Genomic DNA, 14,195 nt, shown 5'->3' with positions numbered 1-14,195 from the left:
AACTACTAAATAAATTACATTTGCACACGCATTTAAAAATGCAGCTACATGGTGGTTGTAGCTCAGTTGGTTAGAGCATCGGTTTGTGGTACCGAGGGTCGCCGGTTCGAGCCCGGTCTTCCACCCAAAAGGCAAAAGCTTCTCAGAAATGAGAAGCTTTTTTTGTTTATTCACTTTAGTATATATAAAAAAAGAGCTTTACATAATTTTATAAAGCTCTTTTTAAATATTATTTAAAGTTATTATTCTGAAGGAATAATCTCTTTATCTACTTTAATTCTTTGATCACGATTTGCAATTTCCCAAGCTGTATAGAATACTAAACGCGTTCTAGTCTCTAATAAATCGTATTGAATTTTATCAGGTGTATCAGAAGGTTTATGATAATCTGCATGAGTACCATTAAAATAAAATATTACAGGAACATTGTTCTTTGCAAAATTATAATGATCAGATCTATAGTAATAACGATTTGGATCATTTTCATCATTATAAGTATAGTCTAAATTTATCTTTGTGTATTTAGCATTAATTTCTTCAGAAAGATTATGTAACTCTTTACTTAATTTATCAGAACCAATTAAGTAAACAAAATTTCTGTTGTCTTTATGAGCATCATCAACTCTACCAATCATATCTATATTTAAGTCTACAACTGTATTTGCTAATGGGAAAATAGGATCATTATCTGTATAATGTCTAGAACCTAATAAACCTTTTTCTTCTCCAGTAACATGTAAAAATAAAATAGAACGTTTAGGGGTGTGTCCAGCATTAACAGCATTTTGAAACGCTTGTGCTATTTCTAAAATAGCAACAGTACCAGAACCATCGTCATCTGCACCATTGTACACTTCACCATCTTTTATTCCTTCATGATCTAGGTGAGCTGAAATAACAATTATTTCATCTGGTTTTTCAGAGCCTTTAATAAACGCAACTACATTTTCAGAGTCTAATTGTTCAGATTTACTTTTCACATCAACTGATAAGTTTACAGAAACAGTTTGTGGTTTGTCGTCTTCATAAATGTTTGGGTATAATGCTTTTGCTAAGTCCTTACTAATTAAAAACTGTAGCATTTCTGGAGTATTGCTTTTTAATGAAATTCTTCCGCTTCTTCCAGATTCATCTTGAGATTTAAAATATTGAGAATATCTATTAAACATCTCATCATCTAATAAAAACATTGCTTTTGCTCCTTTCTCTTCAGCTAAATTTCTTTTAGATGAAAGAGCCTGACGACCATTAACCCATTTTGTTGGCTCAGTAGAATTTGAAGTCACATAAGTGCCATCTTCATTTTTTGGCTCACCTGCTTTTATAAGTACAACTTTACCTTTAACGTCTACATTTTTATAATCTGAATAATTTTTATCTTCAATACCATATCCAACATACACAATATCGTTTATTGATAAGGTTTGAGTGTTTGACGATCCATAAGAAACGTAGTCATTATATACCTTGAAGCTATTACCATTTACAGAAATAGATACATCTGGAGATTTTTGCTTTTCTAATGGAACTTTTTGAAAATAATTACCTCCAGAAAGAGGAGAAGCAATTCCCATAGAGATATACTTTTGTTTCAAGTATTCTACAGCCATTTTTTGACCTGGCTCACCAGTTTCTCTACCTTCAAACTCATCAGAAGCATAAGTATAAAGCATCTCTTTTAGTTCGGAAGATGTAATTGAAGAGCCAAAAACTGTTGGGTCTACAGTTTCCGAAGTTTCTTTTTGAGATATGTTTTTTTGTGAAGAACCACAACTCAATACAAAAAGAGCTAAAACGGAAATAACAAGTGCATTTTTCATTAAATATCGTATTAATTAGTAAGTTTTGCGATATTACGAAAAACAAATAGATAGTTGTTTTTTTAAGATGTTCTTTTAACAAATTTTAACACCAAAAAGTTATCTCTTATCTGCAATAATTCTTTTAGGTGAATTAACCAGGTACCAAGCAGTTGTAAATATAAGTTTGGTGCGTTTTTCTAAAAGAGGATAGTTAATTTTATCTGCAGTATCTGTTGGTTGATGATAATCTGCATGCTCACCATTAAAGTAAAAAATAACAGGAACTCCTTTTAGAGCAAAATTATAATGATCAGACCTGAAGTAATAACGGTTTGGGTCACTTTCGGAATTGAGCTTATAATCTAACACTAAATTTGTGAATTGTTTATTTGCCGCTTCAGAAATATAATGTAACTCGGTACTCAATCGGTCAGCTCCAATTATATATATATAGTTTGGATTATTCTCATGCAATTTATCTACTCTACCAATCATATCAATGTTTAAGTTGGCAATTGTATTTTCGATAGAAAAAATTGGGTGTTCTGTATAATAACGAGAGCCATATAAACCTTCTTCTTCGCCAGTTAAGTGTAAAAATAGTATACTTCTTTTTGGACCAAAACCTTTTTGCTCAGCTATTTTAAAGGCTTGTGCCATTTCCATAACAGCTGCAGTTCCAGAGCCATTATCGTCAGCGCCATTATAAATGATATTATCTATTGTACCAAGATGGTCAGAGTGAGCCGAAATTATTAAAATCTCATTTGGAAATTCAGACCCTTTAATAAATGCAACTACATTTTGCGAATTTTTAATTTCGTTTGTAAAAAATGATTCTGGAATATTTTGATAGTAGTTATCAGTGCCTAATGGGCTTGAAATACCTTCTTTTATGTAATATTTTTTTAGAAAACTTGATGCATTATGATGTCCTAAAGTACCTGTTTTACGACCTTGATTTTCATCTGAAGAAAAAGCATAAACATTCTTGCTTAATTCGTCTGCAGTAATTGTATTTGCAAAGTTGTTAATTTGATTTACATCTTCAAACTTAATATTGTCTTTGATATCTTGAATTTTTTCAGTGTATCTTTTTGTTGCACATGAGCCAACTAAAGATAACGCCGAAACAAAAATGAGAACTTTCATAAAGATAGGATACTATTTATGAGCCAAATAAAACAAAAAAAAAGGTAATACCGAAGCATTACCTGTAATTTATATATAGTAAGTTTATTAATTTTGAGTCTCTAACTCTTTTTGAGTCTGATCATCAAATTGTATGTCTTCTACGCCTTCAAATTCATCAAGATCAAGTCCTTCTAATTCTTCAATAGCTTTTTCTTCCGATTCTTTTTCTTTTAATTCTAAAGTTTGTGTGTTGCCTAGTTCAGCCTTATTAAAAATTGCTTTATAAGTAGTAAGTGATAAAGAAATAATAGTTAATAAAAATATAAGCTGAATAGGTTTTTTTGAACTCTGTTTAGCTAAATAAAAAGCTATTAATCCAAAAACAAACGCTGCTATACCAGGAATGTAGGCTATTTTTGAAAAAGGTGTAACAGAAAGTATTACCGCTAAAACAGCTGAAATAAATCCTAGAATTATAAAAAGTCTTTTCATATTTTAATTTTTTAAACCAGTTGCTGATTTAATTTTTAACTCTCCTGTACCTACAGCAATTTTAAATTTTGCGTAAACAGGAATTTTATTCGCGTCAGCTGTAAGCCAAAGGATATTATCATTATTTCCTTTTAAAGAATTATCATTTTTTAAACTTATGGCTAATTTATAGCATTCCTTTTTGCCAATATTTGTACTAATTGTTTCTTTACTTATATATTTTACATTTAGTATTAGTTCTTCATTATCGAACAAAAAAGTAAAATTTTGAGAATCGCCAGGTTTTGCTTTATGAATATCTAAATTTCGTATATGATAGATGGTTGATACTAAATCTCGAGTATTATATCCTATTTTTACATTATTTTTATATTCTAAATCTCCAGATTTTTTCTTTTTTCGCATTATGCTTTCTACGTTTCTGGATTTATGATTGAACTTATATTGTTCGAATTTGTTATATGTACCTTCATTAATATCACGTTTATATAAAAACGGAGTTAATGATGTTGGGCTAACATAACTTTCATATAAATCACGAATTTTAAAATAACTATCAAAACTGCTATATGTAGCGGCAGAGCATTTTAATCTTAATAATGTAGAGCTAGACGTTTTTACCTCGCTAGTTTCCATAGTTACTTGCGCAATTTCAGTAAGCAAACCAGACATATTATAGGATGCTGAAAAAGTTAATTTCTCATTTGTACCTATAGATGTGTTTTGACCTACAATGAATGAGGAAACAAAAAGAGTTAAAGCTAAAAAGGTGCGTTTCATAAAGTTTAGTTTGTTTTAATAACGTTAATATTAGCATTTATTATGCCAAATTAAGTATTACCTGTAAAGATAAAAAAAAACGCTTCACCTAAATTGATGAAGCGTTATAAAGCGGAGAAAGAGGGATTCGAACCCCCGGAGGTGTGACCCTCAACAGTTTTCAAGACTGCCGCATTCGACCACTCTGCCATTTCTCCTTTAGCGAGTGCAAATATAGAACCCTTTTTTATTTCTTTCAAATAAAAATTAAAATTTTTAAAAACTATTTTAATCTAGGTATTGAATTAATTTATAGCGTTTTTTATAGATAAAACTTCTCTTATGTTATTTTTGCACAATACAGATATTATAAAATGAACATAATTAAGAGTTTACAATGGCGTTACGCCACTAAAAAATTTGACGATTCTAAAACTTTAACTGAAGAAAAGTTGAATATACTAAAGCAAGCATTTAATTTAACAGCTACTTCTTTTGGATTGCAAACCATAACTATGGTAATAGTTACAGATAAAACAATTAGAAAAAAGCTGGTTGAACACTCATACAATCAAAAACAAGTGCTTGATGCATCACATTTATTAGTTATTTGTATAAATGAAGATATTAAAGATGATGATGTAGATATGCTTTTCGATTCAATTCATTCTATTAGAAACACTCCAGAGACCATTTTGTCGCCTTATAGAAGTGATTTAAAAATAACAATGCAGCAAATGTCTAAAGACGAACGACAAGAATGGTCGAATAGGCAAGCCTATATTGCTTTAGGCAATTTAATGACGGTTTGTGCTGTAGAAAATATAGACTCTTGCCCAATGGAAGGGTTTTCTTCTGAAATGTTTGATGAAATTTTGAAGCTAAACAAAAAAAAGCTTAAATCGGTTTTATTACTTCCAGTAGGATATAGAGCTGAAGATGATATGTTTGCATCTTTTAAAAAGGTTAGAAAAGAGGTAGACAAAAGTGTCATTGAGTTATAGTTAAAATAGAATAAAAAATTTGACTAACTTGTGTAATGCCTTATATTTGTTATTCACATAAAGCCCTTAATTATGAAAAGATGTATCCTGTTTTTTGCTTTTATTTTTAGTATTAATTCATACTCACAAGATATTCAACTAAGATGGAATAAAGATTTAGGGACAGCTAAAGAATTATCAAAAGCTGGGAATAAGATAATTTTAGCATATTTCACTAAAGATGATTGTAAATTATGCCAACAGTTTTATGCCGATGTTTTTAAATCTGAAAGATTTAAAACTATTTCAGATAATTTTATTTTTCTTATGATAGATGGCTCTAATCAAGACATTAAAAGTACAGACATGAATGTTATTAAACAGAGACGTTTAATTATTCATTATAATAAAACTGCATCATTTCCTGCGTTAGTTGCATTAGATAAAGATGGTGAAGTTATTGGAGAGCTGATAACTAGTGCTAATAAAGAAGATATAGATTCTTACATCGATTTTTTAAATTCCCTAATACAATAATACATGCCTGGATTTGAGCTTTTTGGAGAAGCAGAGCGTAATGAAGTAAACGATGTACTGCAAAGTGGTGTTTTAATGCGTTATGGTTTTGATGGTATGCGTAATGGACATTGGAAAGCTAAAGATTTAGAGCGGGAACTTCAAAAACAACTTAAGGTTAAGCATGCTCAATTAGTTTCTAGTGGCACTGCAGCTGTATCTGTTGCTTTAGCAACTGCTGGAATAGGAGCAGGAGATGAGGTCATTATGCCAACCTTCACATTTGTTGCTAGTTTTGAAGCTATTATGATGTTAGGTGCAATCCCTGTTTTAGTTGATATAGATGATACTCTTACTCTAGATATTGATGCTGTAAAAAGCGCAATTACTCCAAAAACAAAGGCTGTTATGGTTGTACATATGTGTGGTAGTATGGCCAATATGGATGCTTTAAATAACCTATGCAAGGCAAAAAACCTTATATTAATTGAAGACTCATCACAGGCAACAGGAGCTACTTATAAAGGAAAACCACTAGGTAGTATAGGAGATTTAGGTTGTTTATCATTAGATTTTGTAAAAATAGTCACTGCTGGTGAAGGAGGAGCTGTAATTACAAATAACGAGCAGTATTATAAACATTCTGACCATTTTTCTGATCATGGCCATGATCATATTGGTAACGACAGAGGAGCTGAAACACATCCTTTTTTAGGATATAATTTTAGAATTTCTGAGCTTCATGCTGCTGTTGGTTTAGCTCAATTAAGGCGTTTAGATGAATTTGTAGCAATTCAAAAGGCAAACTATACAATACTCAGAGATGCCTTATCAGTGATTCCAGAGGTTACATTTAGGGCTGTTCCAGATGGAGGTGAAGAAAGCTATTCGTTTTTAAGCTTTTTCTTACCAGACTTAGATTCAACTAGAAGAGCATCTTCAGCATTAAAGCAGAATGGTGTAGATGCATGTTTTCATTATTATGATAACAGTTGGCATTACATTCGTAAGTGGGAACATCTTAAGGAGCTAAAAACATTGTATCCTTTACCAAAGGAGGTAAAAGAAGGTTTAGGTTATCTTAAAGACAAAAAATTCCCAAAATCAGATCATTATATTGGAAGAAATGTTTCTTGTTTAATAAAACTATCTTGGACTGAAGAAGAGGTCAGACAAAGAGCTGCTAAAATGTTAGATACAATAACTAAAGCTTTGTAAAACTTAGTAGTTTACATATTCCATAATCTCTAAACCATAGCCAATCATACCAACGCGTTTTGTTTGAATACTATTAGACATTAAGCGAAGTTTATGAATGTTTAAGTCATGTAAAATTTGAGCACCAATACCAAAGTCTTTAGAGTCCATTTGAATGCTTGGAGCTTTAATAATGTCTTTATTATTTTGTTGCTCTTTTAAAGTAGACAATCTATTTAGTAAGTCTGTAGATTGATTTTGCTGATTAATAAAAATAATAGCGCCTTTACCATCATCATTTATTAATTTAAACATATCGTCTAACTTTTTGTCTGCATTGTTGGTTAATGTGCCAAGAATATCATTATTCACCAATGTTGAGTTTACTCTTGTAAGCACATGCTCATTTGTATTCCAAGAACCTTTAGTTAAAGCAATATGTATCTGTTTATTTGTGGTTTGTTGATAAGCTCTTAATCTATATTTACCAAAACGAGTAACAATATCAAAATCTACTTTCTTTTCAATTAATGAGTCGTGTTGCATTCTGTATGCAACCAAATCTTCAATAGAAACAATTTTTAAATTGAACTTTTTTGCCACTTCTAAAAGTTGTGGTAAGCGAGCCATTGTTCCATCTTCATTCATAATCTCAACAATAACACCAGCTGGCTTTAATCCTGCTAAGCGCGCAAAATCAATTGCAGCTTCAGTATGACCTGTTCTACGTAAAACACCACCTTGTTTTGCTACCAATGGGAAAATATGCCCAGGACGTCCTAATTCAAATGGTTTTGTATCAGGATTTACTAATGCTTTTATAGTTTTTGCTCTATCACTAGCAGAAATACCTGTAGTTACGCCATTACCTCTTAAATCTACAGAAACAGTAAAAGCAGTTTCCATTGGGTCAGTATTATTATTTACCATCATATTAAGCTCTAAAGCTTTGCAACGGCTTTCAGTAAGTGGTGTGCAAATTAATCCACGACCATGAGTAGCCATGAAATTAACCATTTGAGGAGTAACTTTTTCAGCTGCAGCAACAAAATCACCTTCATTCTCTCTATCTGCATCATCAACTACAATAATAACCTTACCAAGTCTTATGTCTTCAATGGCTTCCTCAATTGTATTTAGTTGTATTGCTGGTTGTATGGTTGTTGTCATCTTTAAAAAAATTATTTACAAAGATATGGCTTATTTTACATTTTCTATAATACTAGAGTCTAAGTCTTCTTTTAGCTTATTTTTTAAGAAGAAATGAGTTATAGCATAAAACGGAAACCCTAATATCATTAAAAAAATGCTTACCTGTTTTACCTTAATACTAAGTGTGTTGTAGAATTGTTTAATTTTTAAATTAGTTACTATAAAATATAATAGATAAATGCCTAATGAGATAATACTTAAATCTCTTGAAGCTATTGCTAATTCTGGTAATTTGTTGTTTCTAAACACTAAAAACAGGACTAATAAGATTACTCCAATACAATAAAAAATCATGGTATATTTTGAATAATCTATGCTATCTTTAGCAATCTTATCAGATTGATTATGTTCTGCTTTAATTACGATACCTTGGGTTTGAATCTCATCAATAGTTACACCTCTTTGTACTAATAAATTAAATGCTACTGACTTGCTTCTTACATCATAATTATATTGTTTGTAATTTTTAATGATATCAATTAACTTATCGTCTTTAAAATTTTCAAATACATTAAAATTTAAAACATTGCCTTGAGCATCTAAAAGTGTTTTCGGTTTTAATTTTAAGAATTTTTTTATAGGTTCAAAATAGCTGTCAAACTCTAATAAGCCTCTATCTTTAGTTGCTCTACTTGTTAAATATATACTTAATGGCAACATAATTAAGGTAGATAGCCATGTTGCAAAAATTGGATTTACTGAACCATCTTGCGAACTGTTTTTTACAAAAATGCCAATGAAATGATAGGTTAAAAATAAGAGGATAGCAATAACTAAAGGTAAGCCAATACCTCCTTTTCTTATTAAGGCACCTAGAGGCGCACCAACAAAAAATAAAATAATACATGCAAAGCCTAAAGCATATTTTTCATGAAGCGATATAATATGTTTATTCAACCATTTTGTATTTACTGCTAAAGATTGTTTTTTAGTTTCAATTATTTGACTAGTACTTGTAGTTGTATTTAGAGCTAAATTAAGTAACTGTATTTTTGTTTTTGTTTCAAAAAGGTCAATAATATTTCCATTATAAATTGTATCCTTTTTCGGTTCAAGGTAATTGTTTAATGTTGAAATAGATGTTCTTGTGTATAGTGTTTCAGAAAACCCTTTTAAATCTAGTGTCCTGTCTTCATTAAGGCCATTAATAGTCTTTATTAAATCACTTGTGTTAAGCATGTTAAATCTATCTGTAGAACTTTTGTCTTCTAAGTCTACATTGTCTAAAGCCTCTAAATCTATATTAAGTGTGTATTTTTCAAAAGAGCTTTTAGCATGTGGTTTTTTCTGAAAATCTCTTGGGTTTTTGGTAAATATCTCTTCATAATAATTACCATTATAAAGTATAAGTTGAAGAATATTAGAGTTTTCATTTCCAATTAACTCACCAGACTCAGCAACGATAACTGTATTATTGCCAGGACGATTTCCTTTTCTTTGATGCATGACAACATTTTTTAAATATTGTCCTTTGTCACCACTTTTTTCTTCAACTTTAATATTAATATTTCCAATTTCATTAAACTGGCCTTCTGCAATAGCCATAGCAGGCTTTACTTGTGCAATATTTTTTCTTAGATTATAAAAATTATAGTTTGCCCACGGAATAGCATTATTGGCAAAAAAGAAGGTAACAACAGAAAGACCTATAATAAAAACACTCAAACTTCTCATGGCTCTCTGCAGTGAAATACCTGTAGATTTCATGGCCGCGAACTCATAGTTCTCGGCAAAATTACCAAACACCATAATAGATGTTAATAAAATTGTTAGAGGTAAAATTAAAGGAATTAGAGTAGGTGTCACATAAAGTAAAAATTTAAATACTACATCAATATCTAAATCTTTACCAGCTAGCTCACTAATGTAGAGCCAAATTGCCTGTAAAACAAAAATGAGCATGAGTATTATAAACACGCTCAAAAATGTTTTTAAGTAGGTCGTTAATATGTACCTATCTAATATTTTCATGAATGGTAAAAACCTAATCTAAATTGTTGATGTAATAGCCTTTGTATTTATTCTTGTCAAAGGTAAATAAGGTTTTTGATATTGGCTCGTTAGTTTTAAAAGAATTAACAGTTAACGTTGTTTGTGTACCATTCTTACCTGTTTCTATTAAATTATATATATGTTTTGTTTGCGCATCGATACCTAATAACACATGTTTAATTTCAGAATTTGTATCGATAGGATTTAATTTTACATATTGAATTTTTCTTCCTTTTACATTTTGAACAATATCCATAGCATAAGTATATCCTTCTTTATAAAAAGACAACATTTTATTTGGTGTTATTGTATTCTCATCATCTGAATTATTTTTAGAGATAGTTACTTCTTCATCTTCAGGATTAATAGTATATAAAGTTTTACCATCATATATACGAGTTACACCAAGTATATTTAAAACATACTTATTGCCTTCAATAACGACATCACCACGTGTTTCCTGATTTATATTCTCACTAATATTTTTCAACACATATTTAAAATCTATTGAAATATTACTGTAACCTTTTACTTTGGCGTTAACCTCATTAAGTAAAGCTTTAGCTTTTGCAGCATCTTGCGAATGCCCAGAAAAACTAATTAGAAGAATAAGTGCAATGATTATTTTTTTCATTTTTTTTTAATTTTAAAACCTTTTTTTATTGACCTTCATTAGCTAAAAGTTGGTCTAATGCAACCAAATCTGATACTAATACTTGTCGTGCCTTGCTACCTTCAAATGGACCAACAATACCTGCAGCCTCAAGTTGATCAATTAAACGACCAGCTCTGTTGTAGCCTAATTTTAATTTTCGTTGTAATAAAGAGGCAGATCCTTGTTGTGCTGTAACAATAACTTCGGCTGCTTCTCTAAAGAGTTTATCTCTGTCTGCTATATCTATATCAAGACTTGTGCCATTCTCTTCACCTACATATTCAGGTAATAAGTAAGCATCTGGATAAGCTTTTTGGCTTCCAATAAATTCGGTAACTTTTTCTACTTCTGGAGTATCAACAAAAGCACATTGTATACGCGTAAGTTCATTTCCTTGTGTAAAAAGCATATCTCCACGACCAATTAATTGGTCTGCTCCAGAGTTATCTAAAATTGTACGTGAATCTATTTTAGAAGTTACTCTAAAAGCAATACGTGCTGGGAAATTGGCCTTAATAATACCTGTAATAACATTTACAGATGGTCGTTGTGTAGCAATTATTAAATGAATACCAATGGCACGAGCTAATTGTGCTAAACGAGCAATTGGAGTTTCAACTTCTTTTCCTGCTGTCATAATTAAATCGGCAAACTCATCAACTACCAATACAATGTATGGTAAAAACTGATGACCTTCATTCGGATTTAATTTTCGTGCTTTAAATTTTTCGTTATATTCTTTAATGTTACGACACATTGCATTTTTTAGCATTTCGTAACGATTATCCATTTCAATACACAACGAGTTTAAGGTGTTAATTACCTTTGTGTTATCTGTAATAATAGCCTCTTCGCTATCTGGAAGTTTAGCTAAATAGTGTCGTTCTATTTTATTGAAAAGCGTTAGCTCTACTTTTTTAGGATCTACTAACACAAATTTTACTTCTGCAGGATGTTTTTTGTAAAGCAATGATGTTAGTACAGCATTTAATCCAACCGATTTACCTTGACCTGTTGCTCCAGCCATTAATAAGTGAGGCATTTTAGCTAAATCAACAACCATAGTTTCATTGCTAATAGTTTTACCAAATGCAATTGGTAATTCCATATCAGATTTCTGAAACTTTTGAGATGCTATTACAGAACGCATTGATACTATTGTAGCATTTTTGTTTGGTACCTCAATACCAATTGTTCCTTTTCCAGGAATTGGTGCAATAATACGTATACCAAGTGCTGCTAACGACAATGCAATATCGTCTTCTAAGTTTTTAATTTTAGAGATACGTACTCCTGCGTTAGGAACTATTTCATAAAGTGTTACTGTTGGACCAATTGTAGCTTTAATATTTGAAATACCAATACTATAATTACTTAAGGTTTCAACAATTTTATTTTTATTTTCTTCTAATTCTTCTTGGTTGATAGTAATACCTTCAGAATCATATTTTTTTAATAAATCTAAAGGTGGAAATTGATATTTGCTTAATTCTAAAGTAGGATCAAACTGTCCAAAGTCTTCAACAAGTTTGTTTGAAAGATTATCGGTTTCTGATTCTTCTTCAGCAATTTGCTCAACTTCAATAGCCACATCACTTTCGGGAGTTTCAATTTTTACTTCATTTGAAGCAACTTTAGGTGTTGAGTAGTTTTTAATTGTTGGTTCAACAACTTCAGTTGCAGATAAATCAAAAGCAGATTTTATATCTTCAGCTTCAGCAGTTAAATCATTATCTAAAGGCGCATAACCAGAATCACTATCAGAAGCAAAATCGTCTTTAATATCTTTTTTAGCTTTAGAAAACAGATTTACAAAAGTATGTCCTGTTACACCAAACCTAATAGCCATGTAAGTGATTAATCCGAAGAGTAGGAGTAGTGAGGTGCCAATTATACCAATGTAATCTTGAAAAAAGGTATTCATTTCAAATCCTATGGTTCCACCTAGTGCATCATATTTGTGTGCAAAAAAACCAAAGAAAATAGAAAGCCAGATAACGATTAAGGTTCCCCAAATCCAGTGTTTTCTTAGTCTAGCTTTATTAATATCTAAAGTGATATAAATACCAGAAATGAATAGTAATCCTGAAAAAATAAATGAAGCTATACCAAATCCGCGAGTAATAAATAAATCACTAACCCAAGCACCAAGTTTGTTAAGCCAGTTTTCTGCTTTTACAGTTCTTGTTGTTAATTCGGTAAGTGTACTTTGGTCGGCTTTACCTGTGAAAAAGAATGATAAAAAAGAAATACATAATAAAATACCAAGAATGATTAACAAGCTACCAAAAATAAATTTTTGCTGACTCGATAATTTTAAATTTGGTTTTTTAAGTTTAGGTGTTGTACTGCTTTTAGTCTTAGTTTTCTTTTTCGACATTAACGCGTTGTTATATTAAAACAAAAATACAAATTACTAACGTTTATCCTAACGGAATTAGTATTAAAAAATCTTTGGATAATAAATGATTATAGCAACGACTACTGCTGAAATTGAAGCAATAAAAACAGCTCCTGCTGCAACGTCTTTTATACGACCTATACCATTGTGACGTTCTGGGTGAATAAAATCTGCAATGTACTCTATTGCTGTGTTAACTCCTTCTATACTCATTACAAGACCAATCATAGCTACTTGTATAAGCCACTCAGTACTTGAAATATTAAAATAAAAACCAGCAATAGTTACTAATATTGCTATTACAGCTTGAACTTTTATACTAGCCTCAGACTTAAATAAGATAATTGCGCCTTTAACTGCCCAACCAACACTTTTAATTCTATTAACTAAAAAAGAGTCTTTAGATTCTGTCATAAACTAAAACTAAGACAGCGCTTCAAGAGCAGATTTATAATTAGGCTCATCTACAATTTCTGATACTTGTTCAGTATGTGTAACAACTCCGTTAGCATCAATTACAACAATACAACGAGAGTGTAATGCTTCAAGAGGACCATCAACAAAGTTTAAACCATAAGTTTTACCAAAACTACCATCTTTAAAATCAGAAAGGCTTACTACATTTTCTAAACCTTCTGCTCCACAAAAACGAGCATGAGCAAATGGTAAATCGTGAGAAATACAAAGCACTTTAGTGTTTTTTAAACTACTTACTTCTTTATTAAACTGTCTTACAGATTGAGCGCAAGTTCCAGTATCAACACTTGGAAATATATTTAAAACTAAATTTTGACCTTTAAAATCGGCTAATGTTTTAGTTGATAAATCGGTTGCAGTAAGTTTAAAATCTGGTGCTTTTGTGCCTACTTTAGGTAAGCTTCCAGAGGTGTGTATCGAATTTCCTTTTAAGGTAACTGTTGCCATAATATTATATCTATTTTGAAATGTTAAAATTACTAATTATTTAAAGTCTATTTGTTAAAATTTGACTAATATTTTTTTGAGATTTAATACTAAACAAAAAGCCTTTTCAATTACGAAAAGGCTTTCTT

Annotated in this window: 13 protein-coding genes and 2 tRNA genes; 4 read left to right on the top strand and 11 right to left on the bottom strand. The window is 30.7% G+C overall.

Annotation, left to right across the window (positions count from 1 at the left end; all coding sequences use genetic code 11):
• Positions 1-50 precede the first annotated feature (50 nt).
• Positions 51-126 (top strand) — tRNA-His (locus IEW41_RS01090).
• A 116-nt stretch (positions 127-242) separates the two neighbouring features.
• On the opposite strand, the gene IEW41_RS01085 is transcribed toward IEW41_RS01090, so the two are convergent.
• The 5 genes from IEW41_RS01085 to IEW41_RS01065 all read right to left on the bottom strand — a co-directional run bounded on the left by IEW41_RS01085 (position 243) and on the right by IEW41_RS01065 (position 4,405).
• On the bottom strand, positions 243-1,820 hold the full coding sequence (locus IEW41_RS01085; protein WP_188604490.1) for a M28 family peptidase: 1,578 nt from the start codon (positions 1,818-1,820) through the stop codon (positions 243-245).
• Between the two features lie 99 nt (positions 1,821-1,919).
• A complete protein-coding gene (locus IEW41_RS01080) occupies positions 1,920-2,954 on the bottom strand; it encodes a M28 family metallopeptidase (RefSeq protein WP_188604489.1) in 1,035 nt (344 codons plus the stop codon).
• 87 nt (positions 2,955-3,041) lie between these two features.
• A complete protein-coding gene (locus tag IEW41_RS01075) occupies positions 3,042-3,428 on the bottom strand; it encodes an FUSC family protein (protein WP_188604488.1) in 387 nt (128 codons plus the stop codon).
• 3 nt (positions 3,429-3,431) lie between these two features.
• Complete coding sequence (locus IEW41_RS01070) at positions 3,432-4,208, bottom strand: DUF3108 domain-containing protein (protein ID WP_188604487.1); 777 nt, start codon at positions 4,206-4,208, stop codon at positions 3,432-3,434.
• Between the two features lie 112 nt (positions 4,209-4,320).
• Positions 4,321-4,405 (bottom strand) — tRNA-Ser (locus IEW41_RS01065).
• A 156-nt stretch (positions 4,406-4,561) separates the two neighbouring features.
• On the opposite strand from IEW41_RS01065, the gene IEW41_RS01060 reads away from it, so the two are divergent.
• The 3 genes from IEW41_RS01060 to IEW41_RS01050 all read left to right on the top strand — a co-directional run bounded on the left by IEW41_RS01060 (position 4,562) and on the right by IEW41_RS01050 (position 6,904).
• The gene (locus tag IEW41_RS01060; protein ID WP_188604486.1) at positions 4,562-5,191 is read left to right on the top strand and encodes an NAD(P)H-dependent oxidoreductase; all 630 of its coding nucleotides are present in this window, start codon (positions 4,562-4,564) and stop codon (positions 5,189-5,191) included.
• Between the two features lie 72 nt (positions 5,192-5,263).
• The gene (locus IEW41_RS01055; protein WP_188604485.1) at positions 5,264-5,707 is read left to right on the top strand and encodes a thioredoxin fold domain-containing protein; all 444 of its coding nucleotides are present in this window, start codon (positions 5,264-5,266) and stop codon (positions 5,705-5,707) included.
• 3 nt (positions 5,708-5,710) lie between these two features.
• Positions 5,711-6,904: a DegT/DnrJ/EryC1/StrS family aminotransferase gene (locus tag IEW41_RS01050; protein WP_188604484.1), complete on the top strand. Its 1,194-nt coding sequence runs from the start codon at positions 5,711-5,713 to the stop codon at positions 6,902-6,904.
• Between the two features lie 3 nt (positions 6,905-6,907).
• Here the strand turns inward: IEW41_RS01050 and ribB are convergent, their stop codons facing one another.
• From ribB to tpx, 6 genes are all read right to left on the bottom strand, one after another.
• Positions 6,908-8,053, bottom strand: a complete 1,146-nt coding sequence (ribB, locus tag IEW41_RS01045; RefSeq protein ID WP_188604483.1) for a 3,4-dihydroxy-2-butanone-4-phosphate synthase — start codon at positions 8,051-8,053, stop codon at positions 6,908-6,910.
• A gap of 30 nt (positions 8,054-8,083) precedes the next feature.
• Positions 8,084-10,066: an LptF/LptG family permease gene (locus tag IEW41_RS01040; protein WP_188604482.1), complete on the bottom strand. Its 1,983-nt coding sequence runs from the start codon at positions 10,064-10,066 to the stop codon at positions 8,084-8,086.
• Positions 10,067-10,079: 13 nt separating this feature from the next.
• Positions 10,080-10,721, bottom strand: coding sequence for an outer membrane lipoprotein periplasmic chaperone LolA1 (lolA1, locus tag IEW41_RS01035; RefSeq protein ID WP_188604481.1), 642 nt, complete (start codon positions 10,719-10,721; stop codon positions 10,080-10,082).
• Between the two features lie 25 nt (positions 10,722-10,746).
• Positions 10,747-13,122, bottom strand: coding sequence for an FtsK/SpoIIIE family DNA translocase (locus tag IEW41_RS01030; RefSeq protein ID WP_188604480.1), 2,376 nt, complete (start codon positions 13,120-13,122; stop codon positions 10,747-10,749).
• Positions 13,123-13,185: 63 nt separating this feature from the next.
• A complete protein-coding gene (locus IEW41_RS01025) occupies positions 13,186-13,557 on the bottom strand; it encodes a diacylglycerol kinase (protein WP_188604479.1) in 372 nt (123 codons plus the stop codon).
• 9 nt (positions 13,558-13,566) lie between these two features.
• Positions 13,567-14,067, bottom strand: a complete 501-nt coding sequence (gene tpx, locus IEW41_RS01020) for a thiol peroxidase (RefSeq protein WP_188604478.1) — start codon at positions 14,065-14,067, stop codon at positions 13,567-13,569.
• Positions 14,068-14,195: the final 128 nt, after the last annotated feature.

This window comes from Aquaticitalea lipolytica (genome assembly GCF_014641635.1).
GTDB lineage: Bacteria > Bacteroidota > Bacteroidia > Flavobacteriales > Flavobacteriaceae > Aquaticitalea > Aquaticitalea lipolytica.
Note: the sequence above shows the minus strand (reverse complement) of the source record. Positions and strands in the feature narration are given on the sequence as shown.

Coding starts and splice junctions, on each gene's coding strand:
- IEW41_RS01085 (WP_188604490.1), bottom strand. CDS start 1,820: ATGAAAAATGCACTTGTTATTTCCGTTTTAGCTCTTTTTGTATTGAGT.
- IEW41_RS01080 (WP_188604489.1), bottom strand. CDS start 2,954: ATGAAAGTTCTCATTTTTGTTTCGGCGTTATCTTTAGTTGGCTCATGT.
- IEW41_RS01075 (WP_188604488.1), bottom strand. CDS start 3,428: ATGAAAAGACTTTTTATAATTCTAGGATTTATTTCAGCTGTTTTAGCG.
- IEW41_RS01070 (WP_188604487.1), bottom strand. CDS start 4,208: ATGAAACGCACCTTTTTAGCTTTAACTCTTTTTGTTTCCTCATTCATT.
- IEW41_RS01060 (WP_188604486.1), top strand. CDS start 4,562: ATGAACATAATTAAGAGTTTACAATGGCGTTACGCCACTAAAAAATTT.
- IEW41_RS01055 (WP_188604485.1), top strand. CDS start 5,264: ATGAAAAGATGTATCCTGTTTTTTGCTTTTATTTTTAGTATTAATTCA.
- IEW41_RS01050 (WP_188604484.1), top strand. CDS start 5,711: ATGCCTGGATTTGAGCTTTTTGGAGAAGCAGAGCGTAATGAAGTAAAC.
- ribB (WP_188604483.1), bottom strand. CDS start 8,053: ATGACAACAACCATACAACCAGCAATACAACTAAATACAATTGAGGAA.
- IEW41_RS01040 (WP_188604482.1), bottom strand. CDS start 10,066: ATGAAAATATTAGATAGGTACATATTAACGACCTACTTAAAAACATTT.
- lolA1 (WP_188604481.1), bottom strand. CDS start 10,721: ATGAAAAAAATAATCATTGCACTTATTCTTCTAATTAGTTTTTCTGGG.
- IEW41_RS01030 (WP_188604480.1), bottom strand. CDS start 13,122: ATGTCGAAAAAGAAAACTAAGACTAAAAGCAGTACAACACCTAAACTT.
- IEW41_RS01025 (WP_188604479.1), bottom strand. CDS start 13,557: ATGACAGAATCTAAAGACTCTTTTTTAGTTAATAGAATTAAAAGTGTT.
- tpx (WP_188604478.1), bottom strand. CDS start 14,067: ATGGCAACAGTTACCTTAAAAGGAAATTCGATACACACCTCTGGAAGC.